Raw genomic sequence first — 22279 nt, forward strand, 5'->3', positions numbered from 1 at the left:
AATCAAAGCCGAAACACTGATGTCTCGGCTTTTGTTTTGATTCAAATTATATTAGCTGTTCAAGTGCCATACTTCTTCTTCGTATTGAGCGATAGTACGGTCAGATGAGAAGAAGCCAGCTTTAGCGATATTGACAATGACTTTGTCCATCCAAGCATCACGGTCTTCGTAGTCCGCCAGCATGCGCTCTTTGACTTGGATATAGTCTTCCAAATCCAGCAGGGTCATGAACCAGTCCTTGCTGATCAGTTCATTGTAAAGACGTTCCAAGCGTTCAGCTTTACCGACTGCCAATACTTCATCGCTGACGATAAAGTCAACCAATGGCTTGATAGCTTCGCGCGCATAGTACTCACTAGACTTGTAAGCAGATTTTGCGTAGAGGTCAATAACAGTCTCAGAATCTTCACCGAAGATGTAGATGTTGTCTTCGCCGACCAACTCTGCAATCTCAACGTTCGCTCCGTCCATAGTACCAAGAGTCAAAGCACCGTTAAGCATGAACTTCATGTTACCAGTACCAGATGCTTCCTTAGAAGCCAGGGAAATCTGCTCAGAAATATCACCAGCCGCAATCAAGAAGCTAGACGCTGTAACATTGTAGTTTTCTACCATAACTACTTGCAGGTGTGGAGCCACTTGAGGGTCATTAGCAATCACTTCTGACAAGCAAAGGATGAGGTGGATAATGTCCTGTGCAATCGTGTAAGCAGGGGCAGCCTTACCACCGAAGAAGACAGTGATTGGACGAGCAGGGATGTTGCCAGCCTTGATGTCCAGATACTTGTGGATAACATACAGAGCGTTCATTTGTTGGCGCTTGTACTCATGCAGACGCTTGATTTGGATATCAAAGATAGATTCTGGATTGATTTCCACACCTTGGGCTTCCTTCAAGTGACGAGCCAATTTACGTTTGTTGTGAGCCTTGATACCTTCCAATTTTTCTTTAACATTTGCAGCGCCAGTGAATTCCAACAAGCCTTCGAGCTTAGTTGCATCATGGTGCCAGTCGCGGCCCAGCAACTCATCTAGATAATGAGACAGACGTGGGTTGGCATGCATGAGCCAGCGACGGAAAGTAATACCGTTGGTCTTGTTATTGAATTTTTCAGGGTAGATATCGTAGAAGGCTTTAAGCTCAGAGTTTTTCAGGATTTCTGTATGCAGAGCAGCAACACCATTGACACTGTATCCGTAGTGGATATCCATATGAGCCATGTGCACACGATCGTCTTCATCAATGATTTGCACTGCTGGATCTGCGTATTTAGCTTTAACGCGCTTGTCAAGCTCTTTGATGATTGGTACCAGATGCGGTACTACTTCTTTCAAGAATTCCAGAGGCCATTTTTCAAGAGCTTCTGCCAGAATCGTGTGATTTGTATAAGCAGTCATCTTCTGTACGATAGCAATTGCTTCATCCAGATCCAAACCACGCTCAGTCAAGAGACGAATCATTTCTGGGATAACCAGAGATGGGTGGGTATCATTGATTTGGATGACAGCATAGTCTGCCAAGTCGTGCAGGTTGCTGCCTTTTTCAATCGCTTCGTCAATAATCAGCTGAGCACCATTTGAAACCATGAAGTATTGCTGGAAGATACGGAGCAGCTCACCTTGCTTGTCACTATCATCTGGATAGAGGAAGAGGGTCAAGTTGCGAGCGATGTCTGTCTTATCAAAGTCAATACCGTCTGTGATGATATCCGCATCCACTGAGTCCAAATCAAAGAGACGAAGACGGTTCTTAGTTTCTGTCTTGTAACCTGGCACATCAATATCATAAAGAGTAGATGTCAGAGTGAAGTGAGCAAATGGCACTTGGTAGCTGCGGCTAGAGCGAACCAACCAGTTTTGCTCAGTCAACCAGAAGTTAGGAATTGTTGTCTGTTCGTTGTTTTTCAAAACCTGTTGGAAAAGACCAAAGTGGTAGTTCAGTCCTACACCATCACCATTGAGACCAAGTGTCGCAATAGAGTCCAGGAAGCAGGCAGCCAGACGGCCCAAGCCTCCGTTACCCAGAGACGGCTCCAACTCAACTTCTTCTACTTCGATCAAGTCCTTGCCAGCATCTGCCAGTTCTTGCTTCACATCGTCATAAAGTCCAAGGTTGATCAAGTTGTTAGACAAAAGTTTACCAATTAGGAATTCAGCTGAGATGTAGTAGAGTTTTTTCTTACCAGTGTTGACTGGCTTTTGAGCGCTGGCTAATTTAGTGTAGTTCAAAAGAGCCAGGTAGAGTTCTTCATTGCTGCAATCAGCAAGATTTTTTGCATAAGTATTTTTGATATAAGTTTGTAAGTTTGACATGATTAATCCCTTCAAGCCTAGTTAGCTATTCTTTATTTGTTAATTAAATCGGTATTCATACGACGGTAAGTCTTGGTCAAGCTGTAAAGCTCACCTTCGACAATTGGATTCAGCTCTTCAGCTGTCATCCGCCAAGTCCAGTTGCCACCAATTGTGGATGGATAGTTCATCCGTGCTGCACCGTCTAATTCCAGTAGGTCTTGCATGGTCGCAACGGCCATAAAGCTGACTGAAGCAAAGATTGTGCGTAGCATTGCATGGGGTACTGTTTCGTACTCCTTACGGTTAGTGTACTGTGCCATGTACTGGCGAGTAGCGTCGTCAATCTCATCCTTGTACCAGCCCAAAACAGTATTGTTATCATGGGTTCCTGTATACATGACTGAGTTGTTTGGCGCCAGATGCGGACTGTCGATGCTTTCATCATCAGGATTGAAGGCAAATTGCAAGATCTTCATTCCTGGGAAACCAGTGCGCTCGCGCAGCTCGATCACTTCGTCCGTCATAAAGCCTAGATCTTCTGCGATGATATTCAAATCACCCAAGGCTTCCTTAACTGCTGCAAAGAGCTTATAGTCTGGACCTTTGACCCACTTACCAGAAGCAGATGTTTCTGATCCAGCTGGTACTTCCCAGTAAGACTCAAAGCCGCGGAAGTGGTCGATACGGACAATGTCGTAAATCTTGAAGCTTTCGCGCAGGCGCTCAATCCACCAAGCATAGCCATCCTTATCCATAGCTTCCCAGTCATAGATAGGATTGCCCCAAAGCTGGCCAGTTTCTGAAAATTCATCTGGCGGACATCCTGCCACACAAGTTGGCTTGCCAACAGCATCTGTCTTAAAGAAGTGAGGCTGTGCCCACACATCAGCACTGTCAGCTGCCACATAGATTGGCATATCACCGACAATCTCGATATGATGTTCATTAGCATAGGCTTTTAATCTTAACCACTGCTTAAAGAAGAGATACTGAGTTACACGATGGTAGGTCAGCTTGTCAGCCAGCTTCTCACGATAAGAAGCGAGACTAGCAGCGTCACGGCGACGGATCGCTTCATCCGGCCACTCTGTCCAAGCTAGATTATCAAAATGCTCCTTGATAGCCATGTACTCAGCGAAAACTTCCAACCAAGCTGCATTTTGCTTCACAAAGCTCTCATAGTCAGACAGATCGTCTGCTTTCAAGAAGCGAGCCACTGCTTTTTCCATAATTGGACGGCGAGCATCAAAAATCTTTGCATAATCCACTTTTCTAGGATCATCTCCGAAATCAGCTCCCTTAACATCTGCCTCGTTCAACAAACCTTCTTCTATCAGAATATCAAAATCGATAAAGTAGGTATTCCCCGCAAAAGCAGAGAAAGACTGATAAGGAGAATCACCATAACTGGTCGTTCCCAGTGGCAAAATCTGCCAATAGCGCTGCTTGGTGCGAACCAAGAAGTCTACAAAATCATAAGCACTTTGGCCAAAAGATCCGATACCGTACTTACCCGGAAGGGATGAAATGTGCATGAGCACGCCGCTTTGACGTTTTTTCATTTTGTCACCTCGTTATTTTTCCTCTACGCCTTTTCATTTTTACTTAATGCAAACGTTTGCGTCGACTTGATTATAACCTATTTTTTTTTTTAGTGCAAGGGGTTTTTGAGATTTTTTTCAATTTATTGGTTAATGGATATAATGCTCTTTTAGGACTCTCCTACTGCCCCAATTGTTTACCGTTTTTCTCTTCTTGCAAGCGTTCTCTTTTTGTGTTAAAATGTTCTTACAAACAGAAAACGTTTGCGTTTGCGGAGAAACTGCTTCATACTTGCTTTTTTGACCACAATAGTTAAGCAAAATCACTGGCTACGATGGCTATTTTTGGCACAGGTTTGCATGACTCTTAGAAAGCAAGTGCTTCTACTAGTAGATTTAAAATTGTTCATGTTATCGTAAGGATTTCCAGCAAATGCAGGCCTTTAGGAGGTTTTTATGCGAGTTACTATCAAAGAAGTCGCAAAACTAGCAGGCGTATCACCCTCTACCGTGACCCGCGTCGTGCAAAATAAATCAACCATCAGTGAAGAAACTAAAAAACGGGTCCGTGCTGCTATGAAGGAGCTGGACTATCATCCCAACCTCAATGCCAGAAGTCTGGTCAGCCAGTCCAGCCAGGTCATCGGCTTGGTCCTGCCGGACGACTCAGATGTCTTCTATCAAAACCCTTTTTTCCCAACTGTGTTGCGGGGGATTTCTCAGATTGCTTCTGACTATGACTATGCCATCCAGATTAGCACCGGGCAAGATGAACAGCACCGCTTGGAAAATATGAAGCAGATGATCTTAGGAAAGCGAGTAGACGGACTGATCTTCCTTTATTCTAAGCAGGACGATCCTTTGGTCGACTTTGCAGTCAGAAACAACTTCCCCTTCCTTATCCTTGGGAAAGCTGTCTCACCTTTCATCTCTCTGGTGGACAACGACAATATCAAGGCTGGCTATGATGCGACCAGATATTTCTTAGACAAGGGCTATCGAAAAATTGCCTTTCTAGCTGGGAATAAGGAGCTAGTCGTTTCCCAAGATCGTTACACAGGCTACAAGCAAGCCCTAAATGAAGCAGACCGGCCTTTGGATGAACGCATTATCAAATTTGCCTTCGGTTTCCTTCTGGAAGACAACAGTTACAAGATTATGGAGGAGTTACCGCTGGATGAGATTGAAGCTATTGTGACATCTGATACGCTGGTAGCAGAAGGAGCCCTGCACTATCTCAAAGATCAGGACTACCAGATTCCCATTATCACCTTTGATTCTATCAAACCACGCATTGATGTGGATGCCTATATCGATATCAATGCCCTCGAGCTTGGGAAAGAGTCCTTCCGGACCCTCTTCCAAATCATCAAGGACAATAAAGAAGACAAGCAAATCTGCTATCGCCAGCTGATTCCGCATAGCATCGGCACTCACTAATCCGAGTGCTTTTGCTCATTTATCAACGCTTCACAGAACGGCCTTGTCCCAACCCAGGGCAAAGCCCTAAACTCAAAGCAATTACCCGAAGAGAAACCGACAAAGAAAGAGGAAAAACATGGCCTTTCGTATTTTTCAAGCCTATTTAGATGACGAAAATATCATCACCATCGAACTGGAAAAGAGCTTTGATGCCTACTCCATCCACTTTACACTGGAAGACAAGCACAGCTCCAGCCCTTTAACTATCAAAAATATCAACAATCAGGAAAATCGGATTATCTACACCGTGTCGGCTAATGAGCCCATTGACCTGACGCAGTCCTACAAGGTCTATGACCAAGACCGCAACCATACCGACCTGCAGTACCGCCATATCGTGAAAAAGCCTATTTTCGATGAGATTTTTGACTATGCAGGCGACGATTTGGGAGCTCAATACAGTCCCCAAGCCACCGATTTCAAACTCTGGGCACCTATTTCCGAAAAAGTCCTCCTGCATCTGAAAGATCAGGTTCACCATCTCAAACGTCTGGATAAGGGAGTCTGGCATACTCAGATTGAGGGAGATTTAGAGGGAGCCTCCTATTCTTATCTCCATAAGATCAATGGCAAGTGGGTGGAAGTCCATGATCCCTACGCCCTATCCTCAGATGTCAATTCGGGCAACAGCTATGTCATCAATCTAGACAAGATTAAAAAGCCTATCAAACGAGCAAAAACACAGCTGAATCCGACAGAAGCCGTCATTTATGAAATGAGCGTCCGAGATTTCTCTATGCAGAAAGAAGCTGGCTTCTCCTATCCTGGGAAGTTTGCCTCGCTAAGCGAATCTCCAGTCGTCCACGGTCAGAAGTTCGGTCTGGACTATCTTAAAGAGCTAGGTATCAGCCATGTGCAGCTTATGCCTGTCTACGATTTTGGCAGCGTTGATGAAAAGCATCCAGAGCTTGTCTACAACTGGGGCTACGATCCTGTCCAGTACAATGTCCCAGATGGCAGTTTTGCCAGCGACCCACGAGACCCCTATGCCCGCATCTTAGAGCTGCAGGCGGCCATTACTGCCTACCACAATGCTGATATCAGCGTCATCATGGATGTGGTCTACAATCATGTCTATGACGCCAACAGCTATGCTTTTGAAAAAATTGTGCCCGGCTATTTTTTCCGGCTCAATGACATGGGCTACCGGACCAACGGAACCTTCTGCGGTAATGATGTAGCCAGTGAGAAGGCCATGGTCCGCCGCTATATCAAGCAGTCGGTCAAGCAATGGGTCAGCCTCTATGGCTTTGACGGCTTCCGCTTTGATCTGATGGGGATTTTAGATATCCAAACCATGCAGCAAATAGCTGACGAGCTCAAGGCACTCTATCCTAACATCTATCTCTACGGTGAAGGCTGGCAAATGGATACTGGGCTGGCAAGTGAACGTTTGGCTCATCAGTACAATGCTGCCCAGCTTCCGGATTATGGGTTTTTCAGCGATCATTTCCGTGACAGTCTCAAGCAGACCATCGCTCAAGGCCGGCAAATCGAGAGCGAGACTCCTGCCAGTCAGCTTGAGAATGTCCTGACAGCCAATATCGGTCTAAAAGGCAAGGCTCACTTCATAGCGCCCCAGCAAGCTATTAATTATGTGGAGTGCCATGACAATGCAACGGTTTTTGACTATTTTGATATCGTCAATCCCGCTATCACCCTGCGGGACCGGCTGTCCAATTCGCGGCTGGCTCTCCATCTCGTCCTGCTGGCTCAAGGTGTGCCCTTTATCCACAGCGGTCAGGAATTTTTCCGGACTAAAAATCTGATTGACAACACCTACAATATGCCTGACGAAATCAATAAACTAGACTGGCTGCGCTCCCTGCATTACACAGAAGACATCGCTTTTGTTAAAAAGCTGATTGCCTTTCGCAGGGCACATCCGCTGCTGCATCTAAAGACCAGCACCGCCATCAAGCAAGCCTGTCAGGTCAACTGGCTATCAGACAGTTTATTGGAGTACAAGATTCAAGACAGCAAAGAAAGTATGACAATCGTCATCAACTTTGGCAACCAAGAGGCTGTCTACGAAAACAAAAACAAGCAGAAGCTACACCTCCAATACCCAGCCATTGATGCCCAAAAACCAATCGCACCGCTAGCTGACAGTTACAGCCTAGCTGGGAAGCAGTTGATTGTATTGAAATAGATTATAAAACATCAGCCAATGAATAAGCTGATGTTTTTGTTTTTTACAACCCCAAATAATCCTCAACCGCTGCCTGCATTTGATCTGCAGCGACCGTCGTTTTATGACGCACTGGGGCTGTTTCTAAACCATCCACAGCTGGTGGAAGGGCTACACCAGAAAGTTCGTGCAGTTGGTCCAAAGCCTCGAAGTCACTGAGTCCTGTTTGACCAGTCACAGCCTCAACAGCCACGACTGGGAATTTATATGGACTAGCGGTAGATGCGATAACCGTCTTGCGCTGATCGCCAGTCTCTGCAAGATATTTTTGATAGACAGCAGACGCAACAGCTGTGTGAGGGTCTTCGATGTAGTTAGAGGTTTGATAGACCCGCTTGATTTCAGCAGCTGTTTCTTCCTCTGTCGCATAGTCAGCCGCAAAGAGTTCTAAAATCTCAGCATCAAAGTCCGTCAGTTCATACTGTCCATGCTCATTCAGAGCCGCCATCAGGGCAGCTGTTTTCTCAGCGCTGTTACCAGACAGATGGAAAATCAAACGCTCCAAGTTAGATGACACCAGAATATCCATGGACGGACTAGATGTCACCTTAAAGCTCCGCTTCTTATCATAAACTTGAGTCTTGAAGAAGTCAGTCAGGACATTGTTTTCATTAGATGCACAGATCAGCTTGCCAACTGGAAGACCGATTTGCTTGGCATAGTAGGCCGCCAGGATATTACCAAAATTACCAGTCGGAACGGTAAAGTTGACCTTGTCTCCTGCTGTTATTTCTCCCGTCTTTACTAGCTGAGCATAAGCATAGACATAGTAAACAATCTGAGGCACCAAACGGCCGATATTCATGGAATTAGCTGATGAAAACTGGAGTTTGTGCTCCAAGAGACGAGCTCGTAGGTCTGTGTCATTGAACATGTGCTTGACATTGGTCTGGGCATCGTCAAAGTTGCCATCAATGGCCACCACATGCGTATTGGCACCTGTCTGCGTCGTCATTTGCAGCTCTTGGACCTTGCTGACACCATCTTTCGGATAAAAGACGATAATCTCAGTTCCTGGAACATCCGCAAATCCTGCCATAGCTGCCTTACCTGTGTCGCCAGAAGTCGCCGTCAAAATGACAATTTTGTTTTCCAAGCCGTGCTTTTTGGCTGCAGTTGTCATCAAGTGAGGCAGGATGGACAGAGCCATGTCCTTGAAGGCAATGGTCGCTCCGTGGAAAAGTTCTAGATTATACTGACCATCCAGCTTGACCAAGGGAGCAATCGCCGCATCATCAAACTTGCTGTCGTAGGCATGGTTGATACAGTAGTCCAGCTCTTCTTCAGAAAAATCATCCAAAAATGCAGACAAAACCAGCTTGGCTACTTCCTGATAAGAAGCGTCTTTGAGCTTGGCAAAGTCCAAATCGACCTGCGGATAGGTAATGGGCGTAAAGAGCCCACCATCTGTCGCCAAGCCTTGCAGAATCGCCTGGCTGGCTGTTACTCTATTCTTTTCGTCGCGTGTTGATTGATAAACTAAGGTCATTCTCTCTCATCCTTTATCTGTAGTTCGCTTTATTATACCAAAATTTATCAGAAAATTCTCGCTTTTTCACAGAGAATATCAGAAAAAGCCCATTTCTGGGCTTGTATTCATCTTATTCATTCATAGATACGTGAACGTGGTCGTAGTGGTTTTCAGTTACGCTGCCACGGTCTGGCATTTGGTTCCAAGTATTAGCTGGTCCATAAATGCTTTCAAATGGTGCATAGAACTGCTGCTGCCAAATAACGTAAGAGATGCCTCTTTCAGTCATGTTAGAAGTAACATCTGCTGCGACCTGGTTTCCTAATTCAGTATTCTCACCAACGATAAAGTCAGCCGCCAAGCCTTTACCATGGTCACCACTATCACCTGGGCGGTAGAGACTAAATTCTGTAATGCCATATTTAGCTGCTATCTCTTCTTTCAGAGCAGCAGTCTGTGGCTGAAGACCTTCATTAGCAGGATTGTTAGTTGTCACGCTAGCAGCATCTGTTACAGCTGGAGCATTGTAAGTTGTTGGCTCAACAGCGGCAGTTGCTTGACTGACTTGGTCTTGGCCTAATTCAGTAGCTTCTGGAGCCGCCTCTGCTGGAGCTTCTGGACTTGTTGCAACTACTGGCTGTGGCGCTGCTTCTACAGGAGCGGCTGCATTTGCTTCCGCAGCTGGGGCTGCTTCACTTGCAACTTCTGCTACTGGGGCAGGAGCTTCTTCAGCAGGCGCTGGTGCTTGGTCTGCTGGTGCTGCAACAGTTTCCTCAGCAGCCGGAGCTGGAGTTTCTGCTGCTTGAGCCGGTGCCGCTGGTGCGGCTTGTTCAGTACCAAAAATCTCGTTAGCCGTATAATCTTCCGTTACCAATCCTGCATTATTTCCTGCTTGGTAGCTTTGGATTTCTACAGAGGCAATTTCATTGTGGCCATTTGTTGTAATGGTCAAAACAGTACCTGGGAAAATCAAGTCAGCATTGGCAATTTGGTTGATTTTAGCCAAGTCAACAAGGTCAATGTTCATCGCTTGAGCGATATTTCCCAAAGTGTCTCCATATTGAACAGTGTACGTTTGTTGGTTTTCATTGCTCGTAATATCCGCTTTAATTTGCTCAACTGTTCTAGCAGTCCAGTTTTGTGGCTGCTCCTCAGCTCGCGTTGTCAACAAAGGCAATGCTGACAAAGCAACAGTTGAAGCCAAAAGTAATTTCTTATTCATTTTCATATGCAAAATGCACCTTCCTAATCATTCATGATACGAAAACCATCTTACCATAATTTTTCTAAGAAAAAAGCCTTTTTCGACCTATTTAACAGAACTGTCTGCCCCCTGTAATATGGAGATTTGTTTGTAACATATAAAAACAGGCAACAAACAAAAGAACCCCGTTTGGAGAGGTTCTGTTTCTTCTTTTGGGCTTCTAGAACTTAACAAAGTTACTCCTTTTTCTCTTGCTGCTCTTTCCAGTTGAGGTAGTCCTGATAACTTTGTATAGGATAGTCCGTTAAGGGTTTCGCATTGCTTGCATAGGGTCTGTCAACTGGATAGACCGTTAAATCACTTTCCCCCTCTGGCGCCAGCCAATGAAGCATATGGTTAAACCAGTCTTCTGACGTTACGACACCCTGACGACCATACACTGTACCTCCTCTGTCTAGAATTTCTTTAACCTGAGGATTTTCGCTTGTTAAATTAATCCTGCTGCCTTTCTTGGAGGTATCCCTTATCAAGTGATCTAACAGGGCGTAACCATTTTCTTGAGCAATAGCATCTAAAGTTGTCGCGTTGACATCTCTAGATAAAGTAGGATTGGAAGGATCAGCCCAGTGATTTTTTGGATTGATTTTTTTGTATCCTTCTGGAATCTCATTGATTTCATGCGTCTCTAAATTCAGAAATACTTTCTTATCCTTGTCTGAATCCTTTGCCCCTTTAGGCCTGATAATCAAAACTAGATAATCTGTTCCTTGGTAATGGGTAATATAGTCAGAATTAACTGGAAAATAAGATGGATTATATGACCGAACAGCCTGATAAAGATCCACCTTTTGGGAAGGATACCCTTCCTGATCCAAGTCAAAAATGACCAAGTTAAAATACTCGCCTTTTCGTTGAGGATGGCTTGGCACATACTCGCCATCTACTTTGTGAAGAAGGTGACCTTCTTGGCTGACCGTATATCGCTTCCCTGGCCCCCAGCCTCCTGCCATCGCTACAAATTGTTTGTTTTCTCCGAATGCTATGATATCACTTGCTGTAATTGATTTGAAAGTATTATATGTTTCTTTCTTATTCGAAGTTCGTCCATTGAAGTAGAGAAAACTGAACAATCCCAAAGCTAACACAAGGAGGATCCCAGCGCCCCACACCAACGTTTTCTTATTCTTCATCGTCACCCTCATCATTCTACCATTTTATAGTCCTGAAGGCCATCTGTATATTTAAGGAGCCTGCAGAGTTTATAAGTGCCGCCTCCATCGCTTTAAAACTTGTACGAGCCGAGGTTAGACGTGTCGGACTAATATCTTTTTGTCCCATAAGTTACTCCTTTTTCTCTTGTTGCTCTTTCCAGTTAAGGTAATCCTGATAGCTTTGTATAGGATAGTCTGTTAAGGGTTGGCTATTCTTGTTATAGCTATTCTCAACAGGATAAACTGTCAATACTTCTTCACCTTCTGGCGCTAGCCAATGAAGCATATGATTAAACCAATCYTCTGAGCTTACCATAGTAAATCGTGGATAGATGGTTCCTTTWGCATCTAATATCTTCATCACTTCAGGGTACTCTTTGGATAAATTTATTTTAGCTTCATTCTTGGAAGATGTACTATGCAATGTGTTGCTCAATAAGAAACCATTCTCATCTGCTACCTTTGCCAAGGTCGTACGGTTAGTATCACTATATAAATCTAGACCTTGTGTAGAGGACCAATTATCAAATGAATTATCCTTGCTCAAACCATTCGGTATATCACTGATTTCATGCGTCTCTAAATTCAGAAACACTTTCTTATCCTTGTCCGAATCCTTTTCCCCTTTAGGACGAATCGTCACAGTAAGATAGTCCACTTCTTGATAATGGACGAGATAGTTTGACATGATTGGAAAATAAGATGGATTATATGACCGAACAGCCTGATAGAAGTCTACCTTTTGGGAAGGATACCCCTCCTGATCCAAGTCAAAGATAACCACATTCCAGTATTCTTCCTTTCGTTGAGGATGGTCTGGTACACGTTTCCCATCTACTTTATCAAGAATATGTCCCTCCTCGCTAATGGTATATCGTTTCCCTGCAGCCCCCCCTCTCGTTATAGCCACAAATTGCTTATTTTCTCCAAATACAATAATATCACGAGAGGTTATTGCTTCAAAAGTACGATAAGTTTTTTTCTCTTTATGGGCGCTTCCATTGAAATAGAAAAAACTAAACAAGCCCAAAGCTAACACAAGGAGAAGCCCAGCGCCCCATATCAATGTTTTCTTATTCTTCATCGCTTCCCTCATCATTCTACCAGTCTATAGTCCTGTCGGCCATCGGTATATTTATTGAAACTAACAGCATTCGTCTTGTCCCATTATACCATACAAGAGATAGGGTGAGAAAGAGAGTGTAAAAAAAGAACTAGAGTCAGATTCATCGAATCCATCGTCCAGTTCCTATTTTTCAGTCGTTTTTTAACGCCTACGCATCTTACTTCACCTTCATCATTCGGACAAGGCTGGCCCGTTCGGCTTCTTCCAGCTTCATCTCGATGTAGTAGATGGTTTCTTTGAGGTCAGGGATGGTAGCATACTCTAGTCCGTTGACCCGGCGGCGGGTTTTCTCGATTTCATCCGCCATGAGCTGGCAGCTTTTCTCAATCTCTGCCAGTCGCAGCAGGTCAGGAAGCAGATCGCTCATGCTTTCAATGGTTTCATCCATCTGGCTGTTAGACGCCACATAGCTATAAACCACGTCTCCCTCGTCATCAGTATGCGGATTGTCAATATGGGCGTACATCTTGGGCACGCGCACACTCATGATATTCTCAGTCTCCACATGCAGATTGACCTCCCGCGTAGGGACGGCAAAAATCTCCTCGACCATGAGGTCGCTCTCCAGCGCCTTGGCCATGACAAAATCCTGCAGATGACCGACCAGAGCGGATTCGACCTTTTGGCGAAGCTGATTGTTCTCACGGACAGACTCAATGAAGCGCCGCATCAGCTCATCCCGCTTGTCCTTGAGTAGCTTATGCCCACGGACAGCCGTTTTGAGACGGGCTTTTAAGTTATTCAGCTCCATCCGAGTCGGCTTGACATTGAGTCGCGTCATCTTTCTTCCTCCTTGGTCTGCGGCAGGTATTGGTCAATCATATCGTCCTTGATCCGCTTAAGCTCTGTTCTTGGTAAGATGGATAAGAGTTCCCAGCCCAGATCCAAGCTTTCCACAATGGTTCGATTGGTCTGGAAGCCTTGATTGATGTATTCCTGCTCAAAGCGGTCGGTAAAGCGCACATAAAGCTTGTCCGTTTCGGACAGGGCGGATTCCCCCAGAACGACAGCCAGCTCCTTGGCCTGCTTGCCTTGCGCATAGGCGGCAAATAGCTGGTTCATGGTTGCAGCATGGTCTCCTCTGGTCTTGCCCTCACCTGAACCCTTGTCCTTGAGACGAGACAGAGATGGGAGGACATTAATGGGCGGACGATAGCCACTGTTGTAAAGGTCGCGCGAAAGGATAATCTGACCTTCCGTAATATAACCTGTCAAGTCTGGAATCGGATGGGTAATGTCATCCTCTGGCATGGACAGGATCGGAATCTGCGTCACAGAGCCTTTCTTGCCGACCAGACGTCCAGCCCGCTCATAAAGGGTGGATAGGTTAGTATAGAGGTAACCCGGATACCCACGGCGGCCCGGCACTTCACGACGAGCTGCGGAAACTTCCCGCAGGGCCTCACAGTAGTTGGTCATGTCAGTCATGATGACCAGAACGTGCATGTCCTTTTCATAAGCCAGGTACTCGGCTGCTGTCAGGGCAATCCGCGGCGTTGCAATCCGCTCGATAGCCGGATCATTAGCCAGATTGATAAAGAGCACCGAGCGGTCAATGGCTCCTGTCTCCCGGAGATCATTCATGAAGAACTCGGCTTCTTCAAAGGTAATCCCCATGGCCGCAAATACCACGGCGAAGTTTTCATCAGAGTTAAGCACGGTAGCCTGACGGGCGATTTGAGCAGCTAATTCCTTGTGGGGCAGACCAGAGCCGGAAAACACTGGCAGTTTTTGCCCCCGAACCAAGGTATTGAGGTGGTCGATGGCTGAAATACCGGTCTGGATAAACTCATCCGGATAATCGCGAGCTACTGGATTGATGGCTTGACCGTCAATATCCAGATATTTTTCTGGCAAGATAGCTGGGCCACCATCAATCGGCTTGCCCATCCCATTGAAAATCCGTCCCACCATGTCTTCTGACACTGGCAACTCTAACGGACGGCCAGTAAAGCGGACCTTGGCTTTTTCCAGATTGATACCGCTTGATCCCTCAAAAAGCTGGACCATAGCCTTGTCTTCTTGGACTTCCAGAACCTGGCCCTGACGCTTGCTGCCGTCATGCAGCTGGATTTCTACCAATTCATTGAAATGCACACCAGCAACCTGATCGACAATCATCAGAGGGCCGACAACTTCACTGACGGTGCGGTATTCTTTAATGACGCTCATTGTCTAGTCCTCCTTGGGCAAGAATCTGGTGCAGGGTTTCCTCGATAGTCTGACTGAGACCCTGAATTTTTTCCAACTGATCTTCATGGATAAATTTGCTGCGGGCGATTCGGTCACGCAGCTCCACCGTTCCTTCCATGATTTCCCGGAAATAAGCTCCAAGCTCCAAGGCCCGATTGGCCTCCGCATCAAAGGTCAGGATATTGCTCAATAAAGCTACCTGTTTTTTGAAAGAAGTATAGGTGTCAACATCATCAAAAGCATTCTGCTGCAGGTAGTCCTCACGAATCATCTTGGCTGCATTCATGGTCAGGCGGTCCTTCTCAGACAAGGAATCCAAGCCCACCAAACGCACGATTTCCTGCAGTTCGCTTTCCTTTTGCAAGATATTCATGGCCTTGGTCACCTTTTCTGCCCAAGCAATCTTCTCATGCTGGTCGATATAGGCTCCCACTTCGTCTAGGTAGAGCGAATAAGAGCTCAGCCAGTTGATAGCAGGGAAGTGCCGACGTTGAGCCAGCTGGGCATCCAAGCCCCAGAAAACCTTGACAATCCGCAGGGTATTTTGCGTCACCGGCTCAGAAATATCTCCACCCGGAGGTGATACGGCCCCGATAGCAGTAATAGAGCCTTCACGCGCAGTTGAACCAAGTGTCTTGACCCGGCCTGCCCTCTCGTAATACTCAGCAATCCGGCTGCCGAGATAGGCTGGATAGCCTTCGTCACCCGGCATTTCTTCCAGACGGCCGGACATTTCCCGCAGGGCTTCTGCCCAGCGAGAGGTGGAGTCCGCCATGATGGCCACGGAGTAGCCCATGTCACGGAAGTATTCTGCAATCGTAATCCCTGTGTAAATCGACGCTTCCCGAGCCGCCACCGGCATATTGGAGGTGTTGGCAATCAGCACCGTCCGCTGCATGATGGACTGGCCTGTCGTTGGGTCAATCAGTTCTGGAAATTCATTGAGTACGTCGGTCATCTCATTGCCACGCTCACCGCAGCCGACATAGATAACGATATCAACATTGGCAAACTTGGCTACTTGGTGCTGAACGACAGTCTTACCGGCTCCGAATGGTCCTGGTACAGCAGCTGCCCCACCCTTGGTCACTGGGAAGAAGGTATCGATGACCCGCTGACCTGTCACCAAAGGCTCAACCGGAATCAGCTTCTGAGCAAAAGGACGCCCACGACGGACAGGCCATTTTTGCATCAGAGTCCCTTTAAAAACAGACCCGTCCGCCTGCTCAACCTCGTAAACAGTCTCTTCAACAGTGAAACTGCCAGCTGAGATATTGGTCAAACGTCCACTGACGCCGACTGGCACCATGATGCGGTGCTCTACCAGATTGGTCTCCTGCACCGTTCCCAGAATATCGCCAGCCTCAACCGCCTCTCCGACAGACAGACTTGGAACAAAATCCCACTTAGTCTCTCGGTCTAGATTTGGCAGTTGGACACCGCGGACGAGGAAGTCGCTCTCCGTGATGGTCTGGAAACGCTCCAAAGGCCGCTGAATTCCGTCAAACATCTGAGAAATCAGACCTGGACCCAGTTCAACAGACAGAGGGCTTCCAGTCGTGATGACCGGCTCCCCCGGACCCAAGCCAGAAGTTTCTTCATAAACCTGAATAGAGGCTTGATCCCGCCGCATTTCAATAATTTCACCGATCAGCCCCAAATCGCCAACCCGGCAGATATCCTGAATATTCGCTTCCTGCATCCCTGATGCCAGCACCAGAGGACCAGAAACTTTGATAATCTTTCCTTGACTCACAATCTTCCTCCATTCTTGGGAGATTTTTCTTGCTTCTCCATGAAAATCAAAGAGCAAACTAAGCAAGAGTTTGGATTTCATTTCCAAAGAGTATTATTGTTTTTTTATTTTAAAAATCAGATAAGGCTTTTATTTGCTGGCCGTTTTCGTCGAAATTGTCTGGGCTTAGCCATTTTTCTAGACGACTCTTAACGGCCGGCCAATCCCTGTCAATCATAGACAGCCAGTCCGTGTCTCGGTTGCGCCCCTTATAGACAATAGCCTGACGAAACCTACCTTCATAGGTGAAACCAAGCCGCTCTGCTGCCCGCCTTGACGGCTGATTGAGGGAGTCGCATTTCCATTCATAGCGGCGATACTCCAACTCTTCAAAGACATAGCGTGCCAGCAAGTACTGGGCTTCTGTAGCCAGTCTGGTGCGCTTCAGCTTGGGCGAATAGGTCACAGCTCCCACTTCAATGACACGGTTATTTCGGTCAATCCTCATCAAGGCAAAAGTTCCTAGAGCCTTACCGTTCTCCTTGTCCACAATCGCATAGTGGAAACGATCCTTTGCTGCCAGCATCTGATCTAGCTTCTGGGACCATTCTGTCTGATTTGGGGCAGGATTTTGGAAGAGATAGGTCCACATATCCGCAGGAGAATCTGGACCATACACTTCATACAAATCCGTCTCATGCTTATCCTTGGACAAACGCTCGATAATAACATACTGGCCTTCGATTCGCTCCAGATTGGGCAAGCCCCCCGGCTGAAAATCCGGCAGAGCATCCCCAATGGGTTGGCCTAGTTGATTGATTCGCATAAAAACCTCACAATATATCTTGTCCTACAGCCTTCTCGACATTTTCATGAATCCGCGAAAGAGCCAGTCCCGTGCTCCCCTTATGAGTAGGAATGAGCACAAGAGCTGGAATCTCCAGCTGGTCATAGTAGGCCAGGGTTTCTGGAATATCCGCAGCCATATCCTCCGTCAGATAGATAATGCCGAAATCTTCACGAGCGAGCCTTCGCAAGGTATTGACCGTCTCCTGAGCTTCCTTCACTGGAAAGGTCTGAAAACCAATCAGCTTAAATGGGAGAATGGTGTCGCGATTCCCCACGACAGCAATCTTGTAGCTAGTCTTGTCCATAAATCGGTCGCATCCTTTCTCTGATAAGCTCTACTGGCAACTGATTGTCCATTCCGGTCAAAATCAGCCGTAGATTCTTGACTTCCAGCTCCTTGCCCAGCAGATAGCGGGCCAGAGGAAGCGATCCATCTGTCTCAAACTGACCAGCCGCCAGCAACTTAGCCTGCAAGAGGTCCGCTAGATATTCTAGCTCTACTGTCGTCAAGGTCTGGTTCCGCATTTTTTCCTCATAGGCGCGTAGATCCAGATCGTAACCACAAGGATTGACCTGGCTAAACCAAGTCAAGAAATCTCCCTGCTCCGCCATGGCAATCCAGTTGGCAGCAGAAAGACTTCCTTCATCAGACAGGAGCTGTCTCATAAAGCTGCGCGGTTTCCCCAAACCAACAGCCCGCTTGACAGTGATGGCATTATAAAAATCAATAGTCAGATTCACCAACTGCAGCAGACGCTCATCTTCCAACTCCTGTGTCAGACGCTTGAGATGATGGAAATAAGCCATGTCCATACCAATCTCCAAGACGCGCACATCCTGATAATCCTGGTATTCCTGCCAGGTCGCAAGCACCTCTTCCAGCATGAAATCTGGACAATACTCAGCCGAAAAAGCCATGACCAAGTGCTCTAAAACCTCCAGCGAATAGGTCCCCACCGGCATCAGCAAATGCTCCAAGGACTGACCTGTCGCCCGGCCCTTGAGAAAAACCTTGAGATTGTGGTAGGTATAGCGGAGCGTGAAAATCTCCACTAACTCCTTACTTGGACTGATCTCAAGCGCCCAATTATAAACGGAATACAAATGCTTCATCAATACTTGCTCAATGGCATTGAGATCCTTGATAGCTTCAGCATCCATGGAGTAGACCGTTCCCTGCAGAAGAGCCGAACGGCTGGCAGGATCGTCAGCCTGCAGCAACTGATCATATTGCTGGGGTGTCAAAAAGGAAGCCTCCTGTACACTAATGGCTGTATTGACTTGAGAGAAGCTTGTTTCACTCATGGTCCGCCTCCTATTCTGCCTGGTCTTTGAAAATGTCCTGAGCCAGACGGTAGCTTTCCTCCTGCCAGACTGAGTCCAGCAAGTCACGATAGAGATAACTATCATCCACCCGTCCTTGGCTCAGCACAAAGCCTGCCTGACCGGCTATGGACTGGTCTGAAAAGTGTACTTGCGGAAAGGCTTTTTTCAAGTCTTCTAACTGGCTGGAGCTGAATTTCTCAGCTGACAGAGCACCGAAAGCCAGTGTCAATTCTTCCTCTGGGTATTTAGCCAGGACACTCTTTAGAAACTGCTCTTCTTCAGCTGGTGACCAAGCCGCCATCTGAGCATAAGATTCCTCAAAAAGCTCTCTGAGAACCCGCTGCTTGATGACCAGAGTAGACTGGCGCTTTTGATTTTCCAGCTGCTGAATATCGCGCTGGCTGCGCCGGCTGATTTCTTTCAGCTGCTGCTCCCGCTGTCCAAGCTTTTGCCGAACCAGTTGGGTCTCACGTTCCTTGGCTTCCTGTTCTATTTTCTCAGTAGCCTCGGCCAAAAGCAGACGCCCCTTTTCGTGAGCCTGCTCCAAGACAGAAGCTTTGAGATCTGATATGTCAGACATAAAAGCCTCCTTACTTCACATTCAGAACCATGATGAAGGAAACAACGAAAGCCAAGATAGCGTATGTTTCAACCATGGCCGCTAGGATAACCCCTTTCATGACCTCTTCTGGACGCTTGGCCAAAATCTGAATACCAGCTGTCGCCACTCGTCCTTGATGCTTGGCTGAAAAGTAACCAACAATCGCAACTGGCAAAGCAGCTAAGAAATAAGCCACGCCTGATTGCAGAGCCAATTCTGGCTTGATATTAAAGAAGACGGTAATCCCGATAACAAAGCCGTAGAGACCTTGGGTACCTGGCAAAAGCTGAAGAATCAGAGCTTGAGCGAATTTTTCCGGCTGCTCTTTCAAGAGGGCTGCCGCTGCCTGACCAGTGCTTCCAACACCCAGCGCTGAGCCCATTCCACTGAGAAAGACCGCCAAAGCTACTCCCAGACCTGCAAAAAAGGCGCCGCCGTAAGTTCCAAAATATGATGCTAAATGTTCCATGATTTACTCCTATGAAAATGCTGTAATCGTCGTAAAACCAACAGCTAGTTGAATGAATAATACTTGTTTTGATGTTGTAGAAAGTGTTTTTCTAAAGATGAGCTCCTCATCTCTTACCATAGTTTTCTGATTTTTATTTCTTGCTTTGCTGAACGTATTTCTCACTAGGCTTGAGCGGAGTGAAAGGCTTGCCGCCACCGTCGTAGAATTTCCCGAAGAATTCCACAAAAATCAAACGCGCTCCGTGTACATAACCGGACAGAAAAGATAGAAACATATTGACTAAATGCAGTGCAATAAAGAGCAGAATGCCGATGCTAAAGCGAGCGACAGGTGGAAAGAGGCTGACAATCAGGTTAAAGGCCGAGCCGATGCTGGCTCCCGAAAGTCCCAGAGCCATCAGCCGCGTAAAGCTGACAAGATCTCCCACGTAACCGCTGACATTGTAAAGATTAAAGAGACCTGACCCTAAGCCTGCCAAACTCTTAGCACTGACAATGGATACTGCCAGTATACCCAGAGCATTGATGATGGCCAGCCACTGACCAATCGTTGCAGCAAAGGCCAAGGACGGGAAGAAATTTCCCAAGGCCAAGAGTAGCAGCCCCAGCAAAATCAGCACCCAAGCAAAGCCTGCATTATAAGCTTCTGCATAATCCTTGAGGCGGATATTTTTCAGACCGCTGAGGAAGAGGCCCGCTAGCACTGTAACAAAGCCAAAGACGACCGAAATAACCAGAATCGTCATGGCGTCGGAACTGGTGCTAATCAAAGCAATGGGCAGTTCAAAGCCAAAGAAAGAGCCATAAACCAGTCCCCAGATGATGACTGCCACACCCAGCAGGCGGAAGAATCGCAGATTCTTAGCCAACCCCGACTTGACATGCAAAAAGTGCAGCGCCAGGCTGGTGCCTACAAAGAGCAAGAGGCCGTAGCCGATGTCGGCAACCATCATGCCAAAGAATACAAAATAAAAGAGGGAAACGACAGGGGTAGGATCCTTGTCACCATATTTAGGCAGGGAATACATCTCCGTCACTAGCTCGAAGGGCTCCACCAAGGCATTGTTTTTAAGCTTGGTCGGAACCTTATCTTCCTCGTCCTGTCTAATCTCTCTGGTCTGGATGAGAATGCTCTGGCCAAACTGCTCTGTCAAGCAAGCCTCAAGAGCTTGAACTTGATTGCTTTCTATCCAACCTTCCAAGGCTGCCAGATTTTGCGTACTGGCTAACTGATTTTTACTTTCTTGGCGAGAGGAGAGATTGCAGAGATAGTCCAGCTGAACTTTGAGCTGATCCAGTTCATTCTTGGAAGCTGCCAGACTCTTGGTCATAGCTTCTGCCACTGCCTCCTGCTGTCGAATGTTGGCCTTGAGCTGGGCTACCCGCTCAGCAGGTAGCTTCTCACGGTCATACTCAAAAGGCTTAAAGCCATACTCTTTCAAGATTTTGCGTACTTCTTCCAGAGAGCCTGTCTTGTAAAAAATAAGAACCCCATGCTCAGTATCATCGGTAAAGACTTCCTGAAACTTCAGATCGGGATGTGCTCCTAGAGTCAGGCGCAGAGCATCGTCGTCTGTATTGGGAATCGTCCCGATCAAAGCTCCCAGATGACTGAAAGTCGCAGCTGCTTGCGGTGTTAGCTCCAAAGGCTCCCACTTCTCCAGCGCAGCCACTTCCAAGCGGTCAGCTTCTATCTGAGCTTTGGCTTCTTGCAAGACCTTGAGCTGCTTGCTGATTCCTTCTAACAGCGCCACCTCATCGCGAGCCTTCCCTGCCTGCTCTAAAGCAGCAAAGGATAATTCCAAAGGTTCTTCTTTTAAGGATTCCAGCAGTTTCTTTTTGGGCATAAAAGGCTCCAGCTCTGCAATTAGCCTCTCGAGCTTTTCTTGACGACGGAGCAAATCCTGCTGAGATAACTGCTGATTCGGCTGGCCGACTAAAGCCTGCTCAAAGGCTGCCTGCCAGTCCTCTTCCTGCCGTAAGTCATGAATCTGAACTGACTCTAACCCCTGTAGGTAAAAGAGAAGCTGATCCAGCAGTTCCTTGGGCAAAAGCAGAGACAGCTGCCGCATTTGACTAATGGCCATAGGCTTCTACCACCTTCTCTACAATGGCTCGCGCCAAGTCTGCTTTTTTATCTGTCAGCGCAGCCGCAACCTTGTCCTCATTTTGCTGGGTTGTCTGCTCCAAGTCTTGCTGCAGGAGCACCAACTTTTGCTGGGAAGTCGCGGTTAATTCCTCTGCCAGCTTCTGCGTTTCATCGTCATACTTCAGCCCCAGTTGCCTGAGATTTTCATCTACTTGCTGTCGCAGCTCCTGAGCCTGCGTCCTGTAGCCCATCAAAACTTCTTCTGCAGCAGTTTCAATTTCCTGCATTTTTTCAAGTGTTTCATTGGCCATCTATTCACCCCCTCGTTTTCAAAAACTTTCGAAAACGGATTTTAAAATCTGCATTCCTGGCTGACTGTCCAACCATCTGGCAAGGTTATCTTCAGGAATACAGCTTCGTACTTGCATAAATTATAACATATTTTCAGAAAAACAGTCAGAGATTGCTAAACAGCCATCTCAAACTGATAAGAA

General features: G+C 46.8%; 18 protein-coding genes. 2 read left to right on the forward strand and 16 right to left on the reverse strand.

Going from position 1 to position 22279, the window contains the following annotated elements:
* Nucleotides 1–51: 51 nt before the first annotated feature.
* Both glgP and malQ read right to left on the reverse strand, forming a co-directional pair.
* Nucleotides 52–2313, reverse strand: coding sequence for a glycogen/starch/alpha-glucan family phosphorylase (gene glgP, locus K4H96_RS00350; protein ID WP_223337816.1), 2262 nt, complete (start codon nt 2311–2313; stop codon nt 52–54).
* A 32-nt stretch (nt 2314–2345) separates the two neighbouring features.
* On the reverse strand, nt 2346–3857 hold the full coding sequence (malQ, locus tag K4H96_RS00355; protein ID WP_223337817.1) for a 4-alpha-glucanotransferase: 1512 nt from the start codon (nt 3855–3857) through the stop codon (nt 2346–2348).
* Between the two features lie 435 nt (nt 3858–4292).
* Between malQ and K4H96_RS00360 the strand changes: the two genes are divergently transcribed.
* Both K4H96_RS00360 and pulA read left to right on the forward strand, forming a co-directional pair.
* Nucleotides 4293–5276, forward strand: a complete 984-nt coding sequence (locus K4H96_RS00360; protein WP_223337818.1) for a LacI family DNA-binding transcriptional regulator — start codon at nt 4293–4295, stop codon at nt 5274–5276.
* 118 nt (nt 5277–5394) lie between these two features.
* The gene (gene pulA, locus K4H96_RS00365) at nt 5395–7470 is read left to right on the forward strand and encodes a type I pullulanase (RefSeq protein WP_223337819.1); all 2076 of its coding nucleotides are present in this window, start codon (nt 5395–5397) and stop codon (nt 7468–7470) included.
* A 43-nt stretch (nt 7471–7513) separates the two neighbouring features.
* Here the strand turns inward: pulA and thrC are convergent, their stop codons facing one another.
* The 14 genes from thrC to K4H96_RS00435 all read right to left on the reverse strand — a co-directional run bounded on the left by thrC (nt 7514) and on the right by K4H96_RS00435 (nt 22096).
* A complete protein-coding gene (gene thrC, locus K4H96_RS00370) occupies nt 7514–8998 on the reverse strand; it encodes a threonine synthase (protein WP_223337820.1) in 1485 nt (494 codons plus the stop codon).
* A 112-nt stretch (nt 8999–9110) separates the two neighbouring features.
* Nucleotides 9111–10208, reverse strand: coding sequence for a LysM peptidoglycan-binding domain-containing protein (locus K4H96_RS00375; protein WP_223337821.1), 1098 nt, complete (start codon nt 10206–10208; stop codon nt 9111–9113).
* Nucleotides 10209–10420: 212 nt separating this feature from the next.
* Nucleotides 10421–11374 carry a hypothetical protein gene (locus tag K4H96_RS00380; RefSeq protein WP_223337822.1) on the reverse strand — a complete coding sequence of 318 codons (954 nt, stop codon included), beginning with the start codon at nt 11372–11374 and terminating at the stop codon, nt 10421–10423.
* 151 nt (nt 11375–11525) lie between these two features.
* A complete protein-coding gene (locus tag K4H96_RS00385; RefSeq protein ID WP_223337823.1) occupies nt 11526–12479 on the reverse strand; it encodes a hypothetical protein in 954 nt (317 codons plus the stop codon).
* A 199-nt stretch (nt 12480–12678) separates the two neighbouring features.
* Nucleotides 12679–13302 carry a V-type ATP synthase subunit D gene (locus tag K4H96_RS00390; RefSeq protein WP_002902008.1) on the reverse strand — a complete coding sequence of 208 codons (624 nt, stop codon included), beginning with the start codon at nt 13300–13302 and terminating at the stop codon, nt 12679–12681.
* Nucleotides 13299–14693 (reverse strand): V-type ATP synthase subunit B, encoded by a 1395-nt coding sequence (locus tag K4H96_RS00395; protein WP_009660199.1) that lies wholly within the window; start codon nt 14691–14693, stop codon nt 13299–13301. Before K4H96_RS00395 ends, K4H96_RS00390 begins: the two co-directional genes overlap by 4 nt.
* Nucleotides 14680–16470 (reverse strand): V-type ATP synthase subunit A, encoded by a 1791-nt coding sequence (locus tag K4H96_RS00400; RefSeq protein WP_223337824.1) that lies wholly within the window; start codon nt 16468–16470, stop codon nt 14680–14682. Before K4H96_RS00400 ends, K4H96_RS00395 begins: the two co-directional genes overlap by 14 nt.
* 109 nt (nt 16471–16579) lie before the next feature.
* Nucleotides 16580–17275, reverse strand: a complete 696-nt coding sequence (locus K4H96_RS00405; RefSeq protein ID WP_223337825.1) for a GNAT family N-acetyltransferase — start codon at nt 17273–17275, stop codon at nt 16580–16582.
* Between the two features lie 7 nt (nt 17276–17282).
* Nucleotides 17283–17603, reverse strand: a complete 321-nt coding sequence (locus K4H96_RS00410; RefSeq protein WP_002894448.1) for a V-type ATP synthase subunit F — start codon at nt 17601–17603, stop codon at nt 17283–17285.
* Nucleotides 17590–18603, reverse strand: a complete 1014-nt coding sequence (locus K4H96_RS00415) for a V-type ATPase subunit (RefSeq protein WP_223337826.1) — start codon at nt 18601–18603, stop codon at nt 17590–17592. The genes K4H96_RS00410 and K4H96_RS00415 overlap by 14 nt, the downstream gene beginning before the upstream one ends.
* Before the next feature lie 10 nt (nt 18604–18613).
* Nucleotides 18614–19204, reverse strand: a complete 591-nt coding sequence (locus K4H96_RS00420) for a hypothetical protein (protein WP_125356381.1) — start codon at nt 19202–19204, stop codon at nt 18614–18616.
* A gap of 10 nt (nt 19205–19214) precedes the next feature.
* On the reverse strand, nt 19215–19694 hold the full coding sequence (locus K4H96_RS00425) for a V-type ATP synthase subunit K (protein ID WP_002898768.1): 480 nt from the start codon (nt 19692–19694) through the stop codon (nt 19215–19217).
* A gap of 133 nt (nt 19695–19827) precedes the next feature.
* Nucleotides 19828–21783, reverse strand: a complete 1956-nt coding sequence (locus K4H96_RS00430; RefSeq protein ID WP_223337827.1) for a V-type ATP synthase subunit I — start codon at nt 21781–21783, stop codon at nt 19828–19830.
* Nucleotides 21773–22096, reverse strand: a complete 324-nt coding sequence (locus K4H96_RS00435) for a hypothetical protein (protein ID WP_223337828.1) — start codon at nt 22094–22096, stop codon at nt 21773–21775. The genes K4H96_RS00430 and K4H96_RS00435 overlap by 11 nt, the downstream gene beginning before the upstream one ends.
* Nucleotides 22097–22279 lie beyond the last annotated feature (183 nt).

This window comes from Streptococcus sanguinis (assembly GCF_020729765.1).
Lineage (GTDB): Bacteria > Bacillota > Bacilli > Lactobacillales > Streptococcaceae > Streptococcus > Streptococcus sanguinis_Q.

Bases quoted from the DNA above. Each gene is read 5' to 3' on its own strand.
- glgP (WP_223337816.1), bottom strand. From the start codon at position 2,313: ATGTCAAACTTACAAACTTATATCAAAAATACTTATGCAAAAAATCTT.
- malQ (WP_223337817.1), bottom strand. From the start codon at position 3,857: ATGAAAAAACGTCAAAGCGGCGTGCTCATGCACATTTCATCCCTTCCG.
- K4H96_RS00360 (WP_223337818.1), top strand. From the start codon at position 4,293: ATGCGAGTTACTATCAAAGAAGTCGCAAAACTAGCAGGCGTATCACCC.
- pulA (WP_223337819.1), top strand. From the start codon at position 5,395: ATGGCCTTTCGTATTTTTCAAGCCTATTTAGATGACGAAAATATCATC.
- thrC (WP_223337820.1), bottom strand. From the start codon at position 8,998: ATGACCTTAGTTTATCAATCAACACGCGACGAAAAGAATAGAGTAACA.
- K4H96_RS00375 (WP_223337821.1), bottom strand. From the start codon at position 10,208: ATGAAAATGAATAAGAAATTACTTTTGGCTTCAACTGTTGCTTTGTCA.
- K4H96_RS00380 (WP_223337822.1), bottom strand. From the start codon at position 11,374: ATGAAGAATAAGAAAACGTTGGTGTGGGGCGCTGGGATCCTCCTTGTG.
- K4H96_RS00390 (WP_002902008.1), bottom strand. From the start codon at position 13,302: ATGACGCGACTCAATGTCAAGCCGACTCGGATGGAGCTGAATAACTTA.
- K4H96_RS00395 (WP_009660199.1), bottom strand. From the start codon at position 14,693: ATGAGCGTCATTAAAGAATACCGCACCGTCAGTGAAGTTGTCGGCCCT.
- K4H96_RS00405 (WP_223337825.1), bottom strand. From the start codon at position 17,275: ATGCGAATCAATCAACTAGGCCAACCCATTGGGGATGCTCTGCCGGAT.
- K4H96_RS00410 (WP_002894448.1), bottom strand. From the start codon at position 17,603: ATGGACAAGACTAGCTACAAGATTGCTGTCGTGGGGAATCGCGACACC.
- K4H96_RS00415 (WP_223337826.1), bottom strand. From the start codon at position 18,603: ATGAGTGAAACAAGCTTCTCTCAAGTCAATACAGCCATTAGTGTACAG.
- K4H96_RS00420 (WP_125356381.1), bottom strand. From the start codon at position 19,204: ATGTCTGACATATCAGATCTCAAAGCTTCTGTCTTGGAGCAGGCTCAC.
- K4H96_RS00425 (WP_002898768.1), bottom strand. From the start codon at position 19,694: ATGGAACATTTAGCATCATATTTTGGAACTTACGGCGGCGCCTTTTTT.
- K4H96_RS00430 (WP_223337827.1), bottom strand. From the start codon at position 21,783: ATGGCCATTAGTCAAATGCGGCAGCTGTCTCTGCTTTTGCCCAAGGAA.
- K4H96_RS00435 (WP_223337828.1), bottom strand. From the start codon at position 22,096: ATGGCCAATGAAACACTTGAAAAAATGCAGGAAATTGAAACTGCTGCA.